At 45.2% G+C, this 22,888-nt stretch carries 19 protein-coding genes; 14 read left to right on the forward strand and 5 right to left on the reverse strand.

What is annotated here, in order from left to right; translation table 11 throughout:
* Window positions 1-30 precede the first annotated feature (30 nt).
* Together AC5JPO_RS11080 and AC5JPO_RS11085 are read left to right on the forward strand one after the other, a co-directional pair.
* Complete coding sequence (locus tag AC5JPO_RS11080) at window positions 31-1,245, forward strand: RtcB family protein (RefSeq protein WP_443525716.1); 1,215 nt, start codon at window positions 31-33, stop codon at window positions 1,243-1,245.
* 149 nt (window positions 1,246-1,394) lie between these two features.
* Entirely contained in the window at window positions 1,395-1,631 is a 237-nt protein-coding gene (locus tag AC5JPO_RS11085; RefSeq protein WP_443525717.1) for a hypothetical protein, read from the forward strand.
* A 103-nt stretch (window positions 1,632-1,734) separates the two neighbouring features.
* Here the strand turns inward: AC5JPO_RS11085 and miaB are convergent, their stop codons facing one another.
* A complete protein-coding gene (gene miaB, locus AC5JPO_RS11090; RefSeq protein ID WP_443525719.1) occupies window positions 1,735-3,228 on the reverse strand; it encodes a tRNA (N6-isopentenyl adenosine(37)-C2)-methylthiotransferase MiaB in 1,494 nt (497 codons plus the stop codon).
* A 347-nt stretch (window positions 3,229-3,575) separates the two neighbouring features.
* Between miaB and AC5JPO_RS11095 the strand changes: the two genes are divergently transcribed.
* The 4 genes from AC5JPO_RS11095 (at window position 3,576) to AC5JPO_RS11110 (ending at window position 8,759) form a co-directional block, all read left to right on the forward strand.
* Window positions 3,576-5,708 carry a lytic transglycosylase domain-containing protein gene (locus tag AC5JPO_RS11095; protein WP_443525720.1) on the forward strand — a complete coding sequence of 711 codons (2,133 nt, stop codon included), beginning with the start codon at window positions 3,576-3,578 and terminating at the stop codon, window positions 5,706-5,708.
* Window positions 5,709-6,230: 522 nt separating this feature from the next.
* Entirely contained in the window at window positions 6,231-6,872 is a 642-nt protein-coding gene (locus tag AC5JPO_RS11100; RefSeq protein WP_319051396.1) for a T2 family ribonuclease, read from the forward strand.
* A 364-nt stretch (window positions 6,873-7,236) separates the two neighbouring features.
* Window positions 7,237-8,226, forward strand: coding sequence for a malate dehydrogenase (locus AC5JPO_RS11105; RefSeq protein WP_443525722.1), 990 nt, complete (start codon window positions 7,237-7,239; stop codon window positions 8,224-8,226).
* A 293-nt stretch (window positions 8,227-8,519) separates the two neighbouring features.
* Window positions 8,520-8,759: a DUF2789 family protein gene (locus AC5JPO_RS11110; RefSeq protein ID WP_443525723.1), complete on the forward strand. Its 240-nt coding sequence runs from the start codon at window positions 8,520-8,522 to the stop codon at window positions 8,757-8,759.
* An 81-nt stretch (window positions 8,760-8,840) separates the two neighbouring features.
* Here the strand turns inward: AC5JPO_RS11110 and ribF are convergent, their stop codons facing one another.
* Complete coding sequence (ribF, locus tag AC5JPO_RS11115) at window positions 8,841-9,923, reverse strand: riboflavin biosynthesis protein RibF (protein WP_443525724.1); 1,083 nt, start codon at window positions 9,921-9,923, stop codon at window positions 8,841-8,843.
* Window positions 9,924-10,169: 246 nt separating this feature from the next.
* On the opposite strand from ribF, the gene AC5JPO_RS11120 reads away from it, so the two are divergent.
* Window positions 10,170-10,775, forward strand: a complete 606-nt coding sequence (locus tag AC5JPO_RS11120; RefSeq protein ID WP_443525726.1) for a GNAT family N-acetyltransferase — start codon at window positions 10,170-10,172, stop codon at window positions 10,773-10,775.
* A gap of 15 nt (window positions 10,776-10,790) precedes the next feature.
* Here the strand turns inward: AC5JPO_RS11120 and AC5JPO_RS11125 are convergent, their stop codons facing one another.
* The 3 genes from AC5JPO_RS11125 to ampD form a co-directional block, all read right to left on the reverse strand.
* On the reverse strand, window positions 10,791-11,372 hold the full coding sequence (locus tag AC5JPO_RS11125) for a hypothetical protein (protein WP_443525728.1): 582 nt from the start codon (window positions 11,370-11,372) through the stop codon (window positions 10,791-10,793).
* A 145-nt stretch (window positions 11,373-11,517) separates the two neighbouring features.
* Window positions 11,518-13,068, reverse strand: coding sequence for a murein biosynthesis integral membrane protein MurJ (gene murJ / locus AC5JPO_RS11130; protein WP_443525730.1), 1,551 nt, complete (start codon window positions 13,066-13,068; stop codon window positions 11,518-11,520).
* 149 nt (window positions 13,069-13,217) lie between these two features.
* Complete coding sequence (gene ampD / locus AC5JPO_RS11135) at window positions 13,218-13,823, reverse strand: 1,6-anhydro-N-acetylmuramyl-L-alanine amidase AmpD (RefSeq protein ID WP_493853933.1); 606 nt, start codon at window positions 13,821-13,823, stop codon at window positions 13,218-13,220.
* Between the two features lie 228 nt (window positions 13,824-14,051).
* Here ampD and AC5JPO_RS11140 point away from each other — a divergent pair, with 228 nt between their 5' ends.
* From AC5JPO_RS11140 to murC, 7 genes are all read left to right on the forward strand, one after another.
* A complete protein-coding gene (locus AC5JPO_RS11140; RefSeq protein WP_443525733.1) occupies window positions 14,052-16,154 on the forward strand; it encodes an Lnb N-terminal periplasmic domain-containing protein in 2,103 nt (700 codons plus the stop codon).
* A gap of 94 nt (window positions 16,155-16,248) precedes the next feature.
* Window positions 16,249-17,088 carry an SDR family oxidoreductase gene (locus AC5JPO_RS11145; protein ID WP_443525735.1) on the forward strand — a complete coding sequence of 280 codons (840 nt, stop codon included), beginning with the start codon at window positions 16,249-16,251 and terminating at the stop codon, window positions 17,086-17,088.
* Between the two features lie 94 nt (window positions 17,089-17,182).
* Window positions 17,183-18,193: a hypothetical protein gene (locus tag AC5JPO_RS11150; RefSeq protein ID WP_443525736.1), complete on the forward strand. Its 1,011-nt coding sequence runs from the start codon at window positions 17,183-17,185 to the stop codon at window positions 18,191-18,193.
* A 61-nt stretch (window positions 18,194-18,254) separates the two neighbouring features.
* Entirely contained in the window at window positions 18,255-18,959 is a 705-nt protein-coding gene (gene pyrE, locus AC5JPO_RS11155; RefSeq protein ID WP_443525737.1) for an orotate phosphoribosyltransferase, read from the forward strand.
* A gap of 64 nt (window positions 18,960-19,023) precedes the next feature.
* Window positions 19,024-19,995, forward strand: a complete 972-nt coding sequence (gshB, locus tag AC5JPO_RS11160; RefSeq protein WP_443525738.1) for a glutathione synthase — start codon at window positions 19,024-19,026, stop codon at window positions 19,993-19,995.
* Window positions 19,996-20,272: 277 nt separating this feature from the next.
* Entirely contained in the window at window positions 20,273-21,358 is a 1,086-nt protein-coding gene (gene murG, locus AC5JPO_RS11165; protein WP_443525740.1) for an undecaprenyldiphospho-muramoylpentapeptide beta-N-acetylglucosaminyltransferase, read from the forward strand.
* 85 nt (window positions 21,359-21,443) lie between these two features.
* The gene (gene murC, locus AC5JPO_RS11170; protein WP_443525741.1) at window positions 21,444-22,883 is read left to right on the forward strand and encodes a UDP-N-acetylmuramate--L-alanine ligase; all 1,440 of its coding nucleotides are present in this window, start codon (window positions 21,444-21,446) and stop codon (window positions 22,881-22,883) included.
* Window positions 22,884-22,888: the final 5 nt, after the last annotated feature.

Below are 22,888 nucleotides of genomic sequence, written 5' to 3' on the forward strand. Positions count from 1 at the left end.
ATTAAAATAATAAAATGGAAATAACAAATTATGAGCATTCAATTAGTATTAAACGAAAATCGGAAACACGGCGTACCAGTCAAGATTTACACCACCGATGTTGAGCAAGGTGCCATGCAGCAGTTACGCAATTTAGCCCAGCTAGAGTTTGTGCATTCACACATTGCAGTGATGCCCGATGTGCACGTTGGCAAAGGTGCGACAGTCGGTAGCGTGATTCCGACCAAGTCAGCCATCATTCCTGCCGCAGTTGGGGTAGACATTGGCTGCGGTATGAACGCAGTACGTTTGTCCCTGACGGCAAGTGATCTGCCTGATAACTTAAGGTCATTGCGATCGATCGTTGAGCAACAAGTGCCAGTCGGCTTCAATATGCACAAGCAAATCCAAGCCAAAAACTCAACGCTTGATCCATTGGGTAAACGCCTAAAACCGATTACTGATAAACACCCAGGTTTGCTTAAAATGCTTAAAGGTTTTGAGCGTACTTGGGCGAAGCAGCTGGGAACACTCGGCGGTGGCAATCATTTCATTGAGCTGTGCTTGGATGAGAACAATGATGTCTGGGTGATGCTGCATTCTGGCAGCCGCGGCATCGGTAATTGTATCGGTCAGTACTTTATTAATCTTGCAAAAAAAGAGCGTCAATCGCGCTTTGGTCATGTGCCAGATCGAGATTTGTCTTACTTTGCCGAAGGGTCTGATAGCTTTGCTGATTATGTTGAAGCGGTAGGCTGGGCGCAGGACTACGCGCTTGAAAACCGCCGCGAGATGATGCGTCTCGTCATTAAGTCATTACAGTCGCCACAAGCAGGATTGCCACGATTTAAGCTGACCAAAGAAGCCATTAATTGTCATCATAACTATGTCAATGAAGAAGTGCATTTTGGTGAGCAAGTCTATGTGACCCGTAAAGGCGCGATCAGTGCTTATGCAGGTGAGCTTGGTATTATTCCAGGCTCTATGGGCGCAAAGTCTTTTATCGTACGTGGTCTAGGCGAGGCAGAATCTTTTTGCTCATGTTCACATGGAGCAGGACGACAGATGAGCCGTGGTAAAGCCATACGAGCGTTCACTATCGATGAGCTAAAGGCGCAGACGGATGGAGTCGAGTGTCGCAAAGATAAAGGCGTCATCGATGAGATACCCGGCGCTTATAAAGACATCGATGAAGTGATGGCCAATCAAGCTGACTTGGTCGAAGTGGTGCATACGCTTAAACAGGTCATGTGTATTAAAGGCTAACAAGTAAAACCATAGCGAGTCACGACGGTGTCAATCGAGCTAAATGTACCAAGTATACTATTTGCGCTCGATTTCCTAGCCGTGGTTTCACTATGGGGTCACTCGAATGTATAAAATAGATTTAGAGTTATTAAAACATAGGTAACAATATGAGCTTAAAACAAACCTTAAAAAAGGCCAAACAAATTGAGAGGCGATTAGAGCAGCAGGCTGTGACAGGTGTGCAACACTCGCTAGGCACAGTCAAGCCGCGTAATTATCTAGCGCTTGATCCATTATTAAGAAAAGGTGGTATTCACGAAAAAGAAGACATCGATCTTGTCCGCAAAAAACGCCGCCGTGAGACCAAACAGCAGCTACGGCAGACAGATTGGTTATCAGAATAGTGATGGTTAACATTCACGCACAAAAAAGCCGTTCGCTATTAGTAGTGAACGGCTTTTTTTATTCTTACTCAAGCTTATAACTTAACCATTGTTACCTTAACCACTACGCCAATACTTCGATTAGCTCACCTTTAACCATGTGCGGGCTGACAAAATCGGTAATACGTACGCTCACAAGTTTACCCAACAGCTCATCCATTTTCTCAACATCATGAGGGAACATGACCGTACGGGTATTATCTGCAGTACCGATTAAGCAATCAGGATGACGGTTAGCAACTTGTTCAACCAAGACACGTGTCGTAGTACCGACCATTTCTTGAGTTTTGGCAAGTGTTGAATCAATAATGACTTTCTGGAATTCAGCCAAGCGTGCCTTTTTAGTCGTAAAGCTGACATCATCTTGCAACTCAGCGGCTGGCGTGCCTGGACGTTTAGAGTAGATAAAGCTGTAAGAGTGATCGAAGTTCAACTCTTTCGCCAAGTTCAAGGTATCTTGGAAGTCTTGTTCGGTTTCACCAGGGAAGCCAATGATAAAGTCGCTCGACAAGTGGATGTCTGGACGAATGGCTTTGAGCTTATTAATCTGATTGATATACACATCAATGGTATGGTTACGCTTCATCGCTGCCAAGATAGCGTTTGAGCCACTTTGAACCGGTAGATGTAAGTGTGATACCAGCTCTGGCAACTGTGCATAGGCATCAATGATGTCATCAGTGAACTCTAGCGGATGGCTGGTCGTATAGCGAATACGCTCGACGCCATCGACATGCGAGACATAATGCAACAGCTCAGCGAAACGGCAAATACTGCCATCGTCTTTTTCGCCGCGATAGCCGTTGACGTTTTGACCCAATAGGTTGATTTCACGGATACCTTGCGCCGCAAGGCTGTCAATCTCAGCCAATACGTCATCGAGTGGACGTGATAATTCTTCACCGCGCGTATAAGGCACCACGCAAAACGAGCAATATTTTGAGCAGCCTTCCATAATAGAGACAAAGGCTTTGTAGCCTTCTACTCTTGGCTCAGGCAAAAAATCGAACTTTTCAATACTAGGGAATGACACATCAATCGTGCCAATACGGTTCTTTGGTGAAATCTCACGTTGCTCATGTGATTGATCATATAGCTCTGGCAGGCGATGCAAGGTCTGCGGGCCAAATACCATATCGACGTAAGGCGCACGTTTTTGAATGTTATCGCCTTCTTGTGAGGCTACGCAGCCACCGACGCCAATGACAAGGTCAGGACGTTTTTCTTTTAGCTTGCGCCAGCGACCCAATTCTGAAAAGACTTTTTCTTGCGCTTTTTCGCGGATAGAGCAGGTATTCATCAGTAGCACGTCGGCCTCATCGATATCATGAGTGACTTCCATACCATGTGAGTCGCCTAGCACGTCTAGCATTTTGCCAGAGTCATAGACATTCATCTGGCAGCCTTGGGTAGTGACGAAGACTTTTTTGGTCGTTGATTTTTCGACGGGTGCTTGGGCTGAACTTTGCTCTTTGAGTGCGGTGACAGCACGTGCAGTGACAGTCGTCTCAGCAACAGCATCGTCATCGATGCGGGGATTGAATACAGTAACACTCATAAGGATAAGTCCATGATTGACCAAAAATATAGCGGAGTAGCCGATTAACAGGTGGCGTATTTTATCACAACCTGGTACCAATGTGAAAAATTAGCATCGCCTATCAGCCGTCAATAAGACAAATAATTCACAGTAGTATCAATTATTTACTACTATGAATGGGGGTGTTTACCGAAATCAATACTCTTTATCACTTCTATGTTACACCGTGCTGTCCTATTTATTAACAAAAGGTAAAGGAGATAGTTGAAAGCACAATGAGTATAGTATGATGACTGCTATACCCTTGGCGGTACTTAGCGAACCGTTATTCAAATACTCGTAGAGAGACAATAAAGAGAGTCAGTATGACAAAGTTGCGTGTTGCTCATAGCATCAAGGATGAAGAATCTACCAGTCAAAAACAGATGTCAAAACGACTTACAGTGGGGACGTTGCGCATGAGTGCACTCAGCGTGGCGACCGCAGTGAGCGCGCTTGGTGTATCGCAAGTTGCCTGCGCGGAGCTGACGTGGGGTGATAACGAGAGTTACCAACAAGAAAGTAACTACCAGCAAAATTATCAGCAAGACACCAGTATTGATTCATTTATGGGTGCTGCAATTGCTGCAGACCGTGGTGACGTGAGTGAGCTCTATAACTATGAGCAAGTCATGAGCGGTGGTTTGTTTGCCATGTATCCTACTTATTGGCGTATGAATCTAGACCTGAACTCACAAAGCTCAGCGGCCGTTTCACAGTTTGTGCGTCAGTATCCAGACACGGTGATGGCGGAAAAACTAGTGGCTGACTATGCTGAAACTAAGGCTGGTTCTAATGATTATGCCTCGGTCAGACAAGTTGCAAATCTTATTACCAATGCAGACGCAAGCGAGCGCTGTGCGGTTGCGCTTGGGTTCAACAATGGCGGTGATACCATGCGCGCTATGGCAGCCAAGTCTGATGTTTGGCTGACTACCAAAAAGCAGCCTGCATTGTGCGATCAGTTAGCGATGGAGATGAATAATAATGCGCTGATTAGCAATCAGGATCGCGCCTCTCGTCTCAAGCGTATGCTACGCACTGGCAAAACAGGCGATATCATGGCATTGTCCTCACGCTTAGGTACTCCGATTGCTTATTCGGCGCTGAGCGAAATTCAGCTCAATCCATCATCGTTTTTTAGTCGATTTGGTCGTGAACCTGCCAGCCAGACCAATCAATATCTGTATTTATACGCAATCGGCCGAGTCGCTGACAAATCTTATCGCGAGGCGGCGATCCAGTTAGAGTTTGATATTAGACAAGACAATCAGCGCTCAGTCAGACTATTAAACGACGAAACCCGCCGCTATGCGTATCGTACGCTTGGCGTCAAGCGCATGAACCACAATACAGATGATGGCTTTAATGCTGAAGCAGTGGAGTGGTTTCGCAATAGCTTAGACAATGATTTTAACTTTGAAGAAGCAGAAGACTATGCCATGGCGGCAATTCGTTTCGGTCGCTGGGATGACGTCGTAGAAGCCATCTCAAAAATGGATGGAGAGACTCAGAAAGAAAGCCAATGGCAGTATTGGTTGGCTCGTGCTTATGAGCAATCAAGCGATAGTAGCAAGCGCAATACTGCCAAAAAAATGTATCAAAATATCGCAAAAAGTAATGATTACTATGGCCTAATGGCAAAAGATAGAATCGGTCAACGTTTCGATGCTAGCCGTCTCGGTGGTAGTAACCTGCCTAATGTCAGTACCGCTGACCGCGCTCGTGTCATGCAAGATGGCAACTTTGCTCGAGCTTTTGCCTTGTACAATTCTGATGCTAGCCGAGGGTATGCCAACCGCGAATGGAACTGGGCAGTAAAACAAGCACGTGATAAGCGTGATGACAACTTAATCATTGCTGCTGCCCGTCAGGCCTATGATATGGGCTGGCTCGATCGAGCGATCTATGCGGTGGATAATACCGATAGAGTCGATAGCTTAGCGCTTTCGCATCCAATGCCGCATCAGAGTGCAGTGGTACGTTATAGCGAGTCAGCGGGCATTGATCCAGCGTGGGCTTATGGCATCATGCGCCAAGAGAGTCGTTTTGTGACCTCTGCGCGCTCAAACGTTGGCGCTAGTGGCTTGATGCAGGTTATGCCTGATACCGCAAAATACATCGCTCGTAATCTGGGCGAGACTTATAGTGCGAGCCGTGCCAATAGCGGTGACACCAATATCCGTTATGGTACGTGGTACATGGGTGATATTTTAGGCAAGCTCAACTATCAGCCAGTATTGGCAACGGCAGGTTACAATGCCGGTCCCAACAATGCTAAACGCTGGCAGCCACTCTATGGCTCTATCGCTGCAGATCAGTACGTTGAGTCGATTGCATTTCCTGAAACGCGCAACTACGTCAAACACGTGATGGAAAACGCCACTATCTATAGTAGCCTTTTAGGTCGTAGTCAGCCAATCAGTCAGCGTATGGGTACAGTGCCTGCTTCATTTTAGCCAGTGATGTTATAAACAATAAACCACTAATAATTTTTTGTTAGTGGTTTATTTTTGTACACTATATTGTTTGACCAGTGATGAATGACTTTATAGACCGTTATTTTATATGTAGTCGTTTATCAGTTGTTTCATACATAATCATCTGATAAATACCTGTCTGATCAGTACGCAATTCTTGACGAAGGCGACAACGTTTACGTTTTTGCTATAGATTAAAAAAGACGTTTTGTTAACATTACTTTAGTTAGTGTCCATATTTTTTCAGCCTTACTCTGAAGTTGTGCTATGTTTGATGTTTTGGACACGGTGATTCGAGTAGTATTCTATGTTTTACCACTGCTAATTACCTTCAGTCTTATGATCAAAGATTTTTTCAAACTGTCCGTATCATCGAGAGCTAACTATTCATTACCGACTCAAGCGCAGCCGTTATTACATATGAGAACACAACCAAACGCAAAAGTTAAAACATCCAGTTCCTTAGAGCAGTTTCGTACGAATTTGATAGGCAGGCAACACATGAATAACATTAATACGACTGCGAGCTTCGGTGCCTTATTACTTATACAAGGCCTTATGCTGATGCCGGCACATGCTGCTAGCACGAATAAAACAGGTCAGCGCGTATTGATGATCGAGATGACACCTGCATTATGTAGTATGCAGCCGACCAGAGCTCGCATGCGCCAGTGTCTAGAAGGGTACTCATTGACAGTGTCAGGTTTAGACATGGGATACGGTGAGCGTTGTGGCCGCGGTAGTGAACCGCGATTAACGCCTCTACAATTAAAAGTCGTCAACCGTATCATGCCCGATACGACAGTAAGAAGCCAAACGTGGCAGCGTTACGGCGCGTGTAGTCCACTCAGTGCTAGCAGTTACTTTCGCCAAATCACCAACTATGCAGGCGGGCTAAAGCTACCTAATGAGCTAAATACGGGTAACAGCTATACGGTTTCTAAATCACGGTTTATCAGTCAAATGACACGTCTGAACAGTGGCATGTCATCGAGTAGCGTTGATCTTATCTGCCAAGAAGGCAGTCGGCGTCAGTCAATTTTGACTGATATACATGTCTGTTATGAAGGCAGCCGTTTTGACTCTTGTCAAAATGTTGTAGATAATTGCGGCAGCCAATTTATCATTTCAGGGGGCAGATAGGCTTTTTTTGTCCATTTCTGAGATGCATTTTTTAGTCTCATTCCCATTGCTGCTCGATCATGTTTGGCAATATTAAATGTCTGTTTTTGTCGTCATGTTATCTCATTGAGTAATAATAAAATACGCCTTTTATGGCTACAACCCTTTATATATAAGCGCTCAGCCTATATCAGATTCCTTCTGTATAAAATGTAACAATATAGTCCCTGGCGGGTCTATTACTGTATCTAGACGGTTAATAGGCTGAAGTGCTACACTAGCTCTCGGTTTATACATGCTGTTCTACAGCGAACAAGTCGATATCTAAAACGATAATCATCAATTAGAATCATAAGCTACATAATCATTAATTAGGGAGTATTCAATGTCAATGAAACAGCCTTTACGTGTTGCCGTCACTGGTGCCGCTGGTAACATCAGCTACGCGATGCTATTTCGTATTGCATCTGGCGAGATGCTAGGTAAAGATCAGCCAGTTATTTTGCAATTACTTGAAATCACGCCAGCGCTAGACGCCCTAAAAGGTGTGGTTATGGAGCTAGAAGATTGCGCATTCCCACTATTGGCGGGTATTGTTCAGACTGATGATGCGAATGTTGCATTCAAAGATATCGATTATGCTTTGTTAGTTGGCGCACGTCCTCGTGGTCCAGGTATGGAGCGTAAAGATTTGCTAGAAGCCAACGCTGCGATCTTCTCAGCACAAGGTAAAGCATTGAACGAAGTTGCTAGCCGTGACGTAAAAGTATTGGTAGTAGGTAACCCTGCCAACACTAACGCACTTATCGCTCAGCGCAATGCACCAGATCTTGATCCACGTAACTTTACGGCAATGACTCGTCTAGATCACAACCGTGCTATGGCACAGTTGGCTGGTAAGACTGACAGCACGGTTAATGACGTGAAAAAAATGATCATCTGGGGTAACCACTCATCAACTCAGTATCCAGATCTAACGGCTTGTACTGTAAATGGTAAGCCTGCGCTAGATCTTGTTGATCGTGACTGGTACGAAGGTACTTATATCCCAGAAGTACAGCAGCGCGGTGCAGCAATCATTAAAGCTCGCGGTGCATCATCTGCGGCCTCTGCTGCCAATGCTGCTATCGCACACATGCGTACATGGGCACTAGGCACTGATGAGAACGATTGGGTATCTATGGGTGTTTACTCAAATGGCGAATATGGTATCGCTGAAGGCCTTATCTACTCATTCCCTTGTACTTGTACTAACGGCGATTGGTCTATCGTAGACGGTGTTGATGTATCATCAGATTTCTCTAAAGAGAAAATGGCTGCCACTGAGCAAGAGCTTAGCGAAGAGCGTGATGCAGTAGCACATCTACTACCATAAGATGTAGCCTTTATATTGCTAGCTCAAGCTAGGTGATAAGTAGAAAAAACATAAAAAAGCCCTCTTAGATATGAGGGCTTTTTTTGTGCTTGTAATATTAAGCCAAATGGCAATAGGATAAGTGTGGGCAACCTCGTCTACAATTTCAAATGGCCATGTGCTGATTACCGTTAATACAATTGATAACGTTAGATAAACGTGGATTAACAGCTATTAGAACAAAGCTTGCTACAATAAACGTGTTAATTTGAATAATAACTATGATTTTACACGTACCATTTAAGGAGAAAAGTATGTTAGGTGAACCAGAATATAATATGAATGAGCTATTTGCTCAGTTAGGTTTAGAGAGCTCTGATGAAGCAGTTGATAAGTTTATCGAAGATAATCAATTAGCAAAAGAAGAAAAATTAACAGAATCTGATATTTGGAATGACAACCAACGCATGTTTTTGCAAGAAGAATGGAGCAAAGATGCGGTATGGGTAGAGACAATTGATGAATTAAATGTTCGTCTGCACCCTGATGCTTAATAACGCATAGAACCAATATAAAGAACCCCACGATACGGATAGTATTGTGGGGTTTTTTCGTAGCTAAAGTATCATCAAATACTATGTTTGATGGTTACGCCATTCAAGTAGGTCAGCGACATCTTGGTTAATACCATTTTTCAATGCTTCCAAGCCATCGTAGCGACGCTCACCATGCAAAAAGTGCAAAAAGCGCACTTCTACACGCAGTCCGTATAGATCAGCCTGCAACTGTGGAAAATGTACTTCTAGTCGCCAGTCATCGCCTTTATCAACCGAAGGCCTTTTGCCTATATTGGCCGTGCCAAATAAGCTATGTGGACGTAACCCTGCAATACCCGTATTACCGTCAGTAGCAAGAGTAGTGAGACCATCAGGTATGACGCCACCATTGTCATCCAAGCTCACGACATCCACTGCAAAAATACCATGCAGCGCAGGTTTTAGTCGCTGCAAATCGATATTTGCTGTAGGGAAGTCTATCGTTCGACCGATTTGGTCACCACGAACAATCAACCCCGTGATAGCGTAATCACGCCCAAGCAGTCTGTTGGCAGTATGAATATCGCCTGCTAATAATAAATCACGAACACGCGTAGAGCTGATCCGTACATCATCGTTGCTCGTACTATCAATATCGTTGCTACTAGTGCTGCCATGGTCAGTACTGCTATCAGTGACAGTATGCAAGTTAGTCACATCCAAACCATAACCGCGCAGAAACTGACTATCACCAGTACGATCATGTCCAAAACGAAAGTCATCACCCAGCACCAATGCTTTGACGTTCAAACGCTTGGCCAGTATATCTGCAAATGCCTGCGCTGAGAGTGAGCGAAAATCGGTGTCAAACCCTGCCACAATTAAGGTCTCAACCCCATACTCTGCTAGTAGTGCCTGCTTCTCTGCTAGATTGGTCAGACGTGCAGGGGCTTTGGCCGGCGCAAAAAACTCACGCGGTTGCGGCTCAAATATCATGACTGCTGCGGTAAGATTTTTGGTGCTTGCGATATCACGCGTTTGTGCCAGCATCGCTTGATGACCAAGGTGGACGCCATCAAAATTACCGATACTGAGTACACAAGGCGGCAACTCTACTGAGCTATCGCCAGTAGATGCGGCGCTTGATGAGGCAATCAGTTGCTCAAGAAAATAGGTTTTCATAAGTTTTCAGCTATGATAAGGCCAGATAAAAAACGAAAAAACACATCTATACTCAAAATCGATGTGTCTAAAACTAGCCATTATAAAGTAAAATAGCCGCACTAACATCCTATAGTCTATGGATAATGCAAGTATGGCCTACCTAAAACGCCTGTTTTCTATGAGTCTAAAGGACTGCACCTTTTTGTGTTACCCGTGTGACTGTGATGAGTAATGCCAAAAAATATAAATAAATATGGAGATCTTATGTCTGATGTTGCCTTGAACGCTACCACAACTGATTTATCAATACATCAGCTAACCGATCAGTTTGTTGTGCAGCGTGCGAGTAGAGAAGATCTAGGAGAAGTCTTAGCAATCTATAATCAAAGTATCCCTGATAAACAGGCCACGGCAAACTTAGCATTAGTAACGGTCAATGAGCGTACAGCCTGGTTTGATGAGCATTTACAGAGTTGGACAAGACCGATTTATGTAGTAAGGGCATTGCCTGAACAAAATCATCAGGAAGAGAGTACAAAACCACTCATAGTTGCATGGGGTAGCTTTAGTGATTTGTATGCGCGTACTGCGTATCATATCAGCACTGAAATCAGTATTTATCTGAATAAAGACTACCAGGGCAAAGGGTTGGGTAGTCTATTGACGCACTGGATGTTGACGCAAGCGCCAAGTTTGGGGATTAGCAATATCGTTGCGCTTGTCTTCGCTCATAATAAGCCAAGTTTAGGACTGTTCCGTAAACTTGACTTTGAGCAATGGGGGTATATGCCAGAAGTGTGCGATATGGATGGGTTTATCGCTGATGTTGTGATGCTTGGCAAAAAAGTAACCTTAGATGACAATGCGTAAAAAGCCTGAATCACCTTAACCCAAAATTTTCCATTGGCCTTCTATCTTTTGTAGCTGGTAGGTCAATGGCGCAGGTTCGCTCTGTCCTTTTAGCATTAGCTCACCTGTGATAGTAGCACGAGTTTTGTCGTCACTATATTGAGTGTCCGTGATAGTAACGCCTTCAACAGTTTGTTGAAATGCTGATTGAGTATTGGCAAGCTCTTCTTCAAAATTTGCCATATCGACTTGGTAGTATGATACGGCGTCTTTTACCTCACCATAATACAAACTGTTCAATGCTTTTTTGACCGTGTCCTCTGGCGTGCCCGCTTGAGTCGGATTGGTTACTAGGCTTTTTTGTGTGGTTGAAGCAGTAACTGGATTGATATTGTCATTATCGATCGCTGTTTCGTTTTTAGCATCATCTGATACTACTGCCGTATCGCTAGCACTACCCACTGTATCTTCTTGTTCAGACATGGTCTCGTCTGAAGTAACTGAAGTATCTACGTCGGCAGAGTCATTATTACTACAACCGCTCAGCAGTAGTCCAGCGCTCAGCATGCCAGTGGCCAATAAAAGTGGTAAGCGCTGAATAGGCCGTTTTGTTGTCATATTAAACCTCAAGTTTCGTTTATTCATTCATAACCAATTATGACAACTAACCGTCGCACGCATTGTCATTTCTCATGAGAAGCTTGTTTTGGTTTGGTAAGCCAATTATCAACTTCTCTGGAGTTTGGTTTATATGCACGTTGACCTATCCATGTTTTAGCTGGCGAGGGCGGAAGCCTGTTGCCAACAATACCACGCCATAGACGAGCGCTCCCACGACACACATAATTATGAGGGCAATGATACGTTGCCACTGAGCATCATTGGTGGGGAAGTAGGGCAGCATGAGATAAAGGACGCCAATCATAGAGGCAGTCGCAATGGCAAACTGTGTAAACAGTTTTTTCCAATGAGGTCCAAAACGGAAAATATTGCGTTTGTGTAAGAAATAATACAACAAACCAGCGTTTACGAACGCAGCACCAGTCGTAGCTAGCGCTAAGCCACCATGTAATGGTATCTCTAAAAAGTAAAATATCCCGATAAATATTACACTAAAGACCATATTGGCAACGACAGAGATGATGCCGATTTTTACGGGGGTTTTGGTGTCTTGACGTGCAAAGAAAGCGGGCGCAAAGATTTTGATTAACATGAATCCTAAAATACCGCCTGCCATGCTACGTAGGGCGAGCGAGCTCATCTGCGCATCACGTAAGGTAAACTCACCGCGTAAGAATAACGCCTGCATCAATACGTCTGCGAGTACAAATAGTGCAGCCGAAGCTGGGATACCCACCAAGATGATTAGGCGAGCTGCCCAGTCGATGGTCTTTTTAAAATTGACATCGTCTTTTTGGGCTTCGCTTTTGGATAGACTCGGTAATATAACCGTACCAATTGCTACGCCAATCAATCCCAGTGGTAGCTCGCTCATACGCTCAGCGGCGTAAAGCCAAGAGACCGAACCTCCAATCATCAATGATGCAAAAACCGTATTTAACAATAAGTTAATTTGGGTGACCGACACACCAAAGATGGCAGGAAGCATCAATTTCAAAATACGGCGAACCCCTTCGTGCTGAAAGTCAATCTTGGGCGCGACCAGTAGTTTTTGTTGCCAGAGCTGCGGCAGTTGTATCAAGAATTGTAGTAAACCTGCGATTGCCACGGCATAACCAAGCGCCATAATGGGGGTATCAAACATGGGCGCAAAAATGAGCGCAGCACCGATCATACATAAGTTCAACAGCACAGGGGCAAAGGCAGGAGCCGCGAAACGGCCGTAGCTCTGCAAAATACCACTCGCAAAAGCCGTCATAGAGATGAATAGCAAATAGGGAAAGGTGAGGCGGAGTAATTCAGCGGTGATAGCAAACTTGTCAGGCTGATCCGCAAATCCAGGGGCAAACAATGTGACCACCCAAGGCGCGATCAAGATGACCACCACTGTCAGCATCGACAACACCATCAGTAGTGCGCCTGAAGTGCGACTGACTAAAATCTGTACCTGTTGTAAGCTGTATTTTTCTTTGTACTCAGACAGTACAGGGACAAACGCTTGGCTAAAAGCCCCCTCGGCAAACAGTCGTCGCAAAAAGTTTGGGATTTTGAAGGCGACCAAAAAGGCATCCATCAACCCACCAGCCCCAAAAACGCCTAACAATACAATATCGCGTACCAAACCCAAAATACGAGACAACATGGTCATGCTACTGACCACCATGGTTGAACGAAATAACCGACTTTTTGCCATGAGAACCTATCTTGCCAATGTGTTTATAGGGTTGTGTACGAGGTTGTATACTGATTTGCTACTGCAAAAACTGACGAATTATAGCACTTTCATCACTGAGATAAATGGATTGGGTATGGAAATCATTCTTATCACAGGGGGACACTGCTTTAAGGTGATTCGGCAACCAGCTGCCGCAACCTTACCCATTCAAAATAATCACCAGGATCCGTTTTGCGTCCCGGCGCAATATCACTATGACCTGTCAAATGTCGCTGTGTTTTGGGGTAGGCGTTATAGATAGCCGCGACTACCATTGCAAGCGTCTCATATTGAGTAGAAGTGAAGGGCACAAAATCTGACCCTTCAAGCTCGATGCCAATGCTATAATCATTACATTCAGGTCGACCCAAGTAACTCGACCGTCCAGCATGCCACGCACGTTCGTTAAAATTGACAAACTGGGTGATAGCGCCATTACGCTCGATAAACAGGTGTGCTGATACTTCTGCCCCTTTGATCGTCTGAAAGTAAGGGTGCGCATCCCAGTCTAGTTGATTGGTGAACAACGCTTTTACATAATGTAAGTCATTAGAGTCACAACCCCCAAATTCGTTCGGTGGTAAGCTGATGTTGTGAATGATAATCGCATCGACACTGACATCTTTTGGTCGATTATTGTAGTTCGGTGAAGTCAGCCACGTCGCTGCGGATAATAAACCGTCTGTAATGGTCATTGGCGGCGTAGACAATGTGGCGTTTGATACAGTGGGCATGACGCTCTCTTTTTGTAATAGTACTTATAGTAGTGTAATAGATAGTAGTGTGATAGATGACCTATCAAAGTAGCCGTTAGATATCTTTTTATTAACTTGGCTTCAATGATAGTCGGCTGTATATGTTATCGGCGTACCTGAGCCAGTAAATCTTAGGCACGCTAATAACGTGTGAGGGTTTACCTCATATCCATGAAACTAACGTTCGTGTTTGGAGATTGTAATCTGATGAGACTTAACTTGCGAGCACCATTATCCTTGGCAGTAGCAGCGTTACTACTCTCTGCACCCGCACAGGCATTTTTGCCAACGCCTTTATCTGTCATAGAGGAAGATCTACAGTCATCTGAATTACCCACTACTGACTCAAATGCTACTGTACCTATCCAGATGGCATATCCGGATGAGGCTGTGCAGGGTACGCAAAATGATATTGATTCTGGTTCCAGTATAACGACAGAGCAGCTACTTTCAACATGGCGTAAGCAGGTAAAAACTGACAATTTAGCACAGCATACAACATGGCGACGTATGTTGTACTTCTATGATGACCAAAACCGTATTTTTGCAAAAAAGCAAACGAAGAGTATGGTTGATGATCCAAGATTTTTTTTGAGCATGCGCGGTCAGCAAGATGCAGCGGCAGAGCTAGATGCTACGCTCGTAGCTCTTGCAAAAGAAACGACATCTTCCATCAATAGCAACCAAGCAGATACTGAAACTCCCAATCAAGCGAGTAACAATTCAGTCCTGTGCCGTTTTCCAGCGCGAGTGGCATGGCTAAAAGAAGCGTTAGCTATTGATGATGTGCGTCTATCGGCTGAGTGTCCAGAACTGGATGACTGGATGTCTACACTGGCACCTGAGCAGCTATCTATTGTATTTGCTGAAGAGTATTTGGACAACCCACTCTCTGCTTTTGGTCATACGCTACTGCGTATTGATTCAAAGTCGAGCGTAGCAGACCCCAATCAGATCAGTCAGGCGTATGCACTCAACTATACGGTTGATGGTGATCCAGATGATAGCTTTCCAGTTTATGCGACCAAGTCTATGATAGGTCGTTATGACAGTGTTATAGAGATTGATCCTTATCCAGAAAAGCTGGCAAAGTATCTACAAGACGATGAGCGTGATACGTGGACGTATCAATTGAATCTCACGCCTAGTGAAGTACAACAGATCATGCGCCATGTGTGGGAAACCAAAGAGCTAAAAATGCCGTATTACTTTACTACGGACAACTGTTCCTCTGAGATTTTACGACTTATCGACGTGGTTCGCCCGCAGCAGAGTCTGTTGAATGAAATGGCTTATGTTGTCGTTCCCTCCGATGTGGTTCAACTGTTAGGTAAACAGAACCTTTTGGCAAGTACCATGTACACACCTGCCGATAATACCTTGCGACAAGCGCAGATCAACGAGAAAAACTCAAGCCCTAGGCAATTAGGCTATCAAGATAGTACCAAGCAAACACTTGACCAAATAAAGTCTGCAGAGCTCAATGCTATATCGAGTATGTCAGACGACAATCAGGCATTACTCAAGCGTCAAATTGAGCCGTCAGATAACAATCCAGTAGACAGGCATCCACTACAGCTTGGCACTATCGGTATAGGGCAACGCGGTGATGACGACTATGTTGATATTGGGTTTAGGGCTGGGTTTCATGATACGCTTGATCATGCTTCAGGGTATCCGCAGTTTTTTAATTTAGAAGGTTTGGCGGCGACAGTGCGTCTATATGACACCGATGATAACAAGCCCAATCAACCAGAGCGTGTGGTTCTACAAAACGCCACTTTGATTCGAGGACGCTCTTTTAATCCTGTCAATTCTGCCAAAAAAGGCAAAACTTGGGGCGCAAGTATCGAGGCGACACGAGTGAATGATGGGTCGCAAGATGCGGGCACGGATCATTTGATTGGTAGCGTGGGTTATGAGACAGGTTGGTCTTGGGCGTTTGGCTCACCTAGCACAGGTACGGGTGAGATGCCGCCACAGCTATGCTATACGTTTTTGGCGGGTACCGCGCAAGCAGGGCGAGGTCTCAATAAAGGCTTTCGCGTAGGGGCTGGTGTCAATGCAGGCTGTCGTTATCAGATTAACAATCAGTTACGTGCACAAGCTGAATTACAATTACCATATTGGTATCATGGCAACAGCGCTGAGTCTGACGTTCGAGGTCATTACTGGCAGCCGATATCAAGCCTTGGGCTACAATACGATATCGATAAAAAACAAGCCTTACGTATCAATGCCAACTACGACTGGCAGGAGCGCGTCGATGCTAATGATGATATACAACTGTCGTACAGACGGTACTTTTAAACCTTGGGTTAGTTAAGTATTGATATAAAAAAAGTCGATGCTAAGCGCTGTAGTGGTTATATTGGTAAGGGTTACACTAAAAGGAAAACGCTGCATGAGCACGCACAATTTACTAATTATTGGACAGGGTGATATCGGCCTACCAGTCACTAATGCCCTTGCACGAGAAGGTTTGTCTGTGACGGGACTTGCGCGCAGTGAGCGTCAGCATTATGATTTGGTGGATAGCGCTAATTTTTTGCAAGCGGATGCATTGACTTTAACCGCGGAGCAGTTAGACCCATTTACCCACATTGCTATTATTGTCACCCCCGATGAGTACTCAGCTAGCGGCTATCACGATAGCTATTTGGCGATTAACCAGCATCTGGCAACCTTTGCCTCAAAACTAGTCAACCTTGAGCGTGTGGTATTTATTTCCTCTACTGGTGTCTATGGACAGGATGGTGGTGAGTGGATTGATGAGCATACTGTACCCATCACGCCTGCGCGCGATGCATCAAAGGTTATATTGCAAGCAGAGCAAGCACTGCAGCAGGGCTTTGATAATAAGGCGATTATTATCCGTCCAAGTGGTATCTATGGGCGCGCGCGACTTATGCGTCTACGCAAAGCTCGCGAACCACAAAAAGAGCCAGTAGCCGCCGCGCACTGGAGTAACCGTATTATGGACCGTGATTTGGTCACTATTATCTCCAATGTATTGAAGATAGACGCGCCAAAGCCGCTTTATATTGCGACAGACTATCGGCCTGTGACTACCTTTGAGCTTGGCGTTTGGCTGAGTGAGCAAATCGGCAAAACAGCACCTGCTATTGATGATAAAAAGTCATCAGTGACAGGAAAACGCTTGCACAGCAATATTCCGTTAGCTTGGCTTGAGTACGCTGACTGGCAGATAGGGTATCGTGATATTTTGGATCATCAACAGTAAGTTCTTAAGGACATTTGAATGCTTTCAAATGTAATATAGCCGTTTTGTTCACTCGCTCTTACTTGTTTTATATTTTATAGTCTATGGAGATTTCATGACCCAGCCTTCTACTTCTGATAACCGCTTATCTAATGCTAATAGTGCAGCAGAAGGCGGTAAGCTTGCAGAAGGTCACGTCCAAAAAAAGGCTGAGCAATCGTCTCTGCTAGCTGACTCGCAGCAGCCTGCGATTGTCCATCCTAACTTTGATCCCAAACGATCGCCCCTTGATCCTGCTCGCCCCCTAAGTGATATTCCCGAGCCTGCGCGCCGCCTAGATGGTCAGTTGCGTCGACTTTATGGCAACTCGACGCGTTTTTATCAGCCGACTGAGTCCAGCTTATCGAAGTGGACGCTGATAGCATCAGAAGCATTGGCCGAGCACTTGTCACTACTCAATGCAGCACAGCTCATCGAGCTACCTGATAGTTTTTATCAGAATCACAGTGAGCAGCCATTAGTATCACCCTTATCAGGCATGACATTATTAGATATGTCCGATATTCAGCAGGCCATTCGTGCCTATCCAAAACTGAACCGCTATGGGTTTGCATCTGCTGATAATGCCGCAACGACCGATCCAGATAATAGTAGCAACGCTAATGAGCCTTCAGCCTCTCTACGAGCACTAGTAAAGCGTTACAACCCTGATGAGCTGTTGAATAGTATGTATGCAGATGACTGGCAAGTGATTTTGCAGCCGCAGCAGTTTGAGACAGGTGAGGGCAGCTTGGTCACGGATATTATGGCATGTAGCGTCGCTGTCCATGTGCTCAAGCAATGTACTACTCGTAAAAGTATCAATCATAGTTATAGTGCCGCGCAAATCTGCCAATATGTGCGTAGTTATTTGCTCAGTCAAATCGTTTGTGAGCCTGCGCAGCAACATGCGTATCGCCAGATTCGTCTATTTGCAGGACACATCATTGCTGCTGCATATCACTTGGGTTGGGAGATACAAGTACGCGCAGACGGTCAGAGCTACTTTAACCTCTCGTCGCGTAGTGGTTTATTGACTCGCTATGCCAATATGCAAGACTATGAAATCAACGGTTGGTCAAGCTGACCAATAATGCGTACAATAATGCCAGTTTTTCGCCCCTCTTTTTACTGATAGGAATGTAATAATGCCTCACGCACCATACCAGCAAGATACTATGTTTTCATCTCATCAATTTATTCAGTTGGCTTTAGATAACCATGTGCTAAAGTTTGGTGAGTTTGTCCTCAAATCTGGTCGCATCAGCCCGTACTTTTTTAATGCAGGTCTGCTTGCGACTGGCGAGATGTTGTCGCTGCTAGCACGTGGTTACGCAGACGCGCTAGCAGAGCAAGTGCGTGCAGTAGATGACAAAAACGATGAGCAAGAGTTGGTCATCTTTGGTGCGGCTTATAAAGGTATTCCTTTTGTCGCGGCGACCGCGCAAGCGTTGTGGCTACACCATGGTATCAATGCCAAATGGGGTTACAACCGCAAAGAAGCCAAAACCCATGGTGAAGGTGGTAATTTAGTGGGTGCAGATGTGACTGGCAAAGCGGTATGGGTACTCGATGATGTCATTACAGCAGGCACAGCCATGCGTGAAGTGGTCGAGATCTTGGAGCAGGCAGGAGCGAGTGTTGCTGGTATTATTGTTGCGCTTGATCGCAAAGAAAAAGGTCAAGCTGAACACTCTGCTATCCAAGAGCTTGCGGCGACACTAGAAGTGCCTGTACGTGCATTGGTTGATATCGATGACTTGATCAGTTATTTGGCAAGTGATAAAAGCCAGCATAAAGACGCGACCCAATTAGCTAAAATGCAACATTATCGTGAGCAGTACGGCGTATAGTTGAGCACTGAGTTTATTTCATATCAACAATATAACGTAAGTGAGCCTTACTATGAGTCAAACAATGAGCCAACAAAACCAAAAGAAACCGCTAAAGATCCTCGTTATTATGGATCCTATCGAGCGGGTCAATTATAAAAAAGACACCAGTCTCGCTATGATGTGGGCAGCTCAGGACCGTGGACATCAACTTGGTTACTGTCAGATTCATGACTTGTGGTTGGACCGTGGGCAGTTGATGATCGACACGCAGCCGCTTACCGTGAAGCGCGATCCTACAGATTTTTATACATTGGACGATAAAGCAACAGGTCTGGTCAGTGATTACGATGTGATTTTGATGCGCAAAGATCCACCGTTTGACATGCGCTTTATCTACGCCACTTATATGCTTGATCATGCAAAAGCGGCAGGCGTGCTCGTGGTCAATGATCCGCAAGCCATCCGTGATTGTAATGAGAAGTTATTTGCGACATGGTTTAGTGAATATATGAGCCCAACGATTGTGACCAGCAAGCAGGCGCATATTCGTCAGTTTATCGCTGAACAGCAGGATGTCATCGTCAAGCCATTAGACGGTATGGGCGGTACCGGTATCTTTCGTCTAACTGCCGATAGTCCTAATATTGGCGTAACGATTGAGGTGCTAACGGAGCTTGAGACGTTGCCAATTATGGCGCAGCGTTATCTACCTGAGATCAAAGACGGTGACAAGCGTGTGCTAATCGTTGATGGGGTCGTGGTCGATTATAGCTTGGCACGTATTCCAAGCAAAGGCGAGACGCGAGGCAACCTAGCAGCGGGTGGTAGCGGTGTGGCCATGCCATTGACTGATATCGAGCGCCAAGTGGCAGAAGTTGTGGCACCGATTGTCAAAGAAAAAGGTCTGATGTTTGTTGGTTTAGACTTAATTGGTGGGCGCATCACTGAGATTAACGTCACTAGTCCAACATGTGTACGTGAGATCGACGACCAATGCGGTACAGATATCGCAACCGACTTTATCATGGCGATTGAGAATAAATTTACGGTATAGTTGCCCCCAGTTCAAGACGTATTCTGACGATACAACATCTATGTTTTGGCGTGAAATCAGTCATTGCTTCTTGATGGTTCATCAGTAATATATAGTACTCAGTCGTGCAAGCTCACGACTGAGGTTTTTGTTGTTTTTGCTGCACAAAGTACTGTATACAAGCCAATGATTTCCTCTATACTATGCGGGCTTTTGCCATGTCATTATTTTTGATTAGTGGCATCGTAGCAGCAAGATAAACTCTTCATATAAATAAAGCAAAGATAGGCAGGCGTTCATGAAAACACCGCAGATATTGATGATGGCAGCTGGTACTGGCGGGCATGTTTTTCCAGCGCTTGCAGTAAGTGATGAGTTGACCCGTCGCGGCGCGGTGATTCATTGGTTAGGAACCCCAAATGGCATGGAGAATGGTTTGGTTGAACCGACAGGTTATCCTTTTCATGCCATCAATATGCAGGGACTACGCGGTAAAGGCGTTGGCCGACTATTAAAGCTACCTGTCACTCTGCTATCAGCGACGATGGCTGCTGTAAAAATAATTCGCAGTAATCAAATCGACGTGGTTGTTGGGTTCGGTGGTTATGTGAGTGCGCCGGGTGGTCTGGCTGCACGCCTGACCAATACACCGCTGATTATTCATGAACAAAACGCTATTGCTGGTATGAGCAATCGCTACCTGTCTAAGCTGTCTGCAAAGACACTGCAAGCCTTTGAGAATACCTTTGCCAATAGTGAGCAGGATACCAAGCTTGAAACTGTCGGTAACCCTGTGCGCAATGCCATCACTGGGGTTGCAGAACCGGTAGTACGCTACGATGTGACTGATAATGCACCGCTTAAACTATTAGTTGTGGGCGGCTCACTTGGTGCGCAAGTATTAAATGACACGGTACCAAAAGCGCTGGCTTTACTAGATAAGCCCTTCGAAGTCCTTCATCAATGTGGACGCAACAACGAAGCCGCCACGCAGGCGGCTTATAGCGAACAAGATTTAAGCAAGCATCAATTTACTGTACAGCCTTTTATCAATGATATGGCCGCAGCCTACAACTGGGCAGATGTCATCGTTTGCCGTGCTGGTGCATTGACAGTGACCGAAATCCAAAATGTCGGTATTGCCGCTATCTTTGTACCATTGCCGCATGCCGTTGATGACCATCAAACGGCGAATGCTCGCACGTTGACCTCACACGATGCGGCAATCCTATTACCGCAGTCTGAGCTGACCGCGGCGCGTTTGCATGATGAGCTTGCGGTACTCAATCGCGACAACTGCCTAACAATGGCAAAAAAGGGTCATGCCTTAGCCAATCGTAGCGCAAGTCAGCAAGTCGCTGATATTATTTGGCAAGCGCTATAGTTTACGCCTTGCCACTCGTTATTTTTCATTTACCACCTTCTACTGTTCTTTAATTTTTATTATCCTTTAATAAAGAGAAAATTTTATGTCTACCTCTGCCAAAGCCTTACCTAAGCGTTTGATTGAAATACCAGAAATGCGCCGTATTCAGCATTTACATTTTATTGGTATTGGTGGCTCAGGTATGTGCGGTATCGCTGAGGTAATGAACAACCAAGGCTATCAAGTCAGTGGTTCTGATATTGCAGAGAGTCTAGTTACTAAGCGTCTACAGCAGATTGGTATCAAGATATCAATTGGCCATGATTCCAAAAACATCGCCAACGCTGATGTGATTGTCGTGTCATCAGCAATTGATCGCAGTAACCCTGAAGTGAAGGCAGCGCTTGAAGCGCGTCTACCGGTAGTACGCCGCGCCGATATGCTTGGTGAGCTGATGCGTTATCGTCATGGTATTGCTGTTGCAGGCGCTCATGGTAAAACGACAACGACTAGTCTATTGACTACGATGATGGCAGAAGGGCAGTTAGATCCTACTTATGTGATTGGCGGTAAGTTAAATGCGTCTGGTAAGAATGCAGCGTTAGGTAGCAGCCGTTTCTTGGTAGCAGAAGCAGATGAGTCTGATGCGTCATTTTTATCATTGCGCCCGATGGCCGCGATCGTGACTAACATCGACCAAGACCATATGGAAACTTATGAAAACAGCTTTGATAAACTAAAAGCCGCCTATATTCAGTTTTTGCAGAACATGCCATTTTATGGCTTAGCAGTGGTATGTGGTGATGATCCTGAGTTGTATGCAATGATCGATGATATTGGTCGCCCAGTGTTGACCTTTGGACTTGAGCCCTTTAACGACGTACAAGCCATCGATTTGGTAACTGAAGGTACCAAAACACATTTTACTGTATTGCGCCGTGACCGTGAGCCGCTGCGTTTGACGCTGAATATTCCTGGTACGCACAACGTCTACAACGCGCTTGCTGCTATCACGATGGCAACCGATGAAGGGGTAGATGATGCAGCGATTGAGCGTGCGCTACAGAAATTTGAAGGGGTAGGGCGTCGCTTTGAACAGCATGCTTCTGTGGATATCGATGATGGCAATGTCTTATTGATTGATGATTATGGTCATCACCCAAAAGAAGTCGACGCCACTATCAAAGCCGCGCGCCAAAGCTTCCCTGATCGTCGTTTGGTTATGCTGTTCCAGCCACATCGTTATAGCCGTACTCGCGATTGCTACGATGATTTTGTTGATGTGTTATCAAGTGTAGACGAGCTACTACTATTGGATGTTTATTCAGCAGGTGAGAGTCCGATCACAGGCGCTGATACCAAATCATTAGCACGCAGTATTCGTCTGCGCGGTGAAGTTGAGCCAACGATTATTGACAAAGACAATCTAGCTCCTGTTATGCAGCGTTTATTAAAAGCCAATGATATGCTCATCACGCAAGGTGCAGGTAACGTGGGACAGATTGCTGTCGACTTGGCTGCCAATAACCTTTATATCAAGTAAGCTAA

The organism is Psychrobacter sp. H25, from assembly GCF_059076335.1.

Coding starts and splice junctions, on each gene's coding strand:
- pyrE (WP_443525737.1), top strand. CDS start 18,255: ATGCCTCACGCACCATACCAGCAAGATACTATGTTTTCATCTCATCAA.
- AC5JPO_RS11080 (WP_443525716.1), top strand. CDS start 31: ATGAGCATTCAATTAGTATTAAACGAAAATCGGAAACACGGCGTACCA.
- AC5JPO_RS11095 (WP_443525720.1), top strand. CDS start 3,576: ATGACAAAGTTGCGTGTTGCTCATAGCATCAAGGATGAAGAATCTACC.
- AC5JPO_RS11145 (WP_443525735.1), top strand. CDS start 16,249: ATGAGCACGCACAATTTACTAATTATTGGACAGGGTGATATCGGCCTA.
- AC5JPO_RS11125 (WP_443525728.1), bottom strand. CDS start 11,372: ATGACAACAAAACGGCCTATTCAGCGCTTACCACTTTTATTGGCCACT.
- AC5JPO_RS11140 (WP_443525733.1), top strand. CDS start 14,052: ATGAGACTTAACTTGCGAGCACCATTATCCTTGGCAGTAGCAGCGTTA.
- AC5JPO_RS11085 (WP_443525717.1), top strand. CDS start 1,395: ATGAGCTTAAAACAAACCTTAAAAAAGGCCAAACAAATTGAGAGGCGA.
- murJ (WP_443525730.1), bottom strand. CDS start 13,068: ATGGCAAAAAGTCGGTTATTTCGTTCAACCATGGTGGTCAGTAGCATG.
- AC5JPO_RS11120 (WP_443525726.1), top strand. CDS start 10,170: ATGTCTGATGTTGCCTTGAACGCTACCACAACTGATTTATCAATACAT.
- AC5JPO_RS11150 (WP_443525736.1), top strand. CDS start 17,183: ATGACCCAGCCTTCTACTTCTGATAACCGCTTATCTAATGCTAATAGT.
- AC5JPO_RS11100 (WP_319051396.1), top strand. CDS start 6,231: ATGAATAACATTAATACGACTGCGAGCTTCGGTGCCTTATTACTTATA.
- gshB (WP_443525738.1), top strand. CDS start 19,024: ATGAGCCAACAAAACCAAAAGAAACCGCTAAAGATCCTCGTTATTATG.
- murC (WP_443525741.1), top strand. CDS start 21,444: ATGTCTACCTCTGCCAAAGCCTTACCTAAGCGTTTGATTGAAATACCA.
- miaB (WP_443525719.1), bottom strand. CDS start 3,228: ATGAGTGTTACTGTATTCAATCCCCGCATCGATGACGATGCTGTTGCT.
- AC5JPO_RS11110 (WP_443525723.1), top strand. CDS start 8,520: ATGTTAGGTGAACCAGAATATAATATGAATGAGCTATTTGCTCAGTTA.
- ribF (WP_443525724.1), bottom strand. CDS start 9,923: ATGAAAACCTATTTTCTTGAGCAACTGATTGCCTCATCAAGCGCCGCA.
- murG (WP_443525740.1), top strand. CDS start 20,273: ATGAAAACACCGCAGATATTGATGATGGCAGCTGGTACTGGCGGGCAT.
- ampD (WP_493853933.1), bottom strand. CDS start 13,823: ATGCCCACTGTATCAAACGCCACATTGTCTACGCCGCCAATGACCATT.
- AC5JPO_RS11105 (WP_443525722.1), top strand. CDS start 7,237: ATGTCAATGAAACAGCCTTTACGTGTTGCCGTCACTGGTGCCGCTGGT.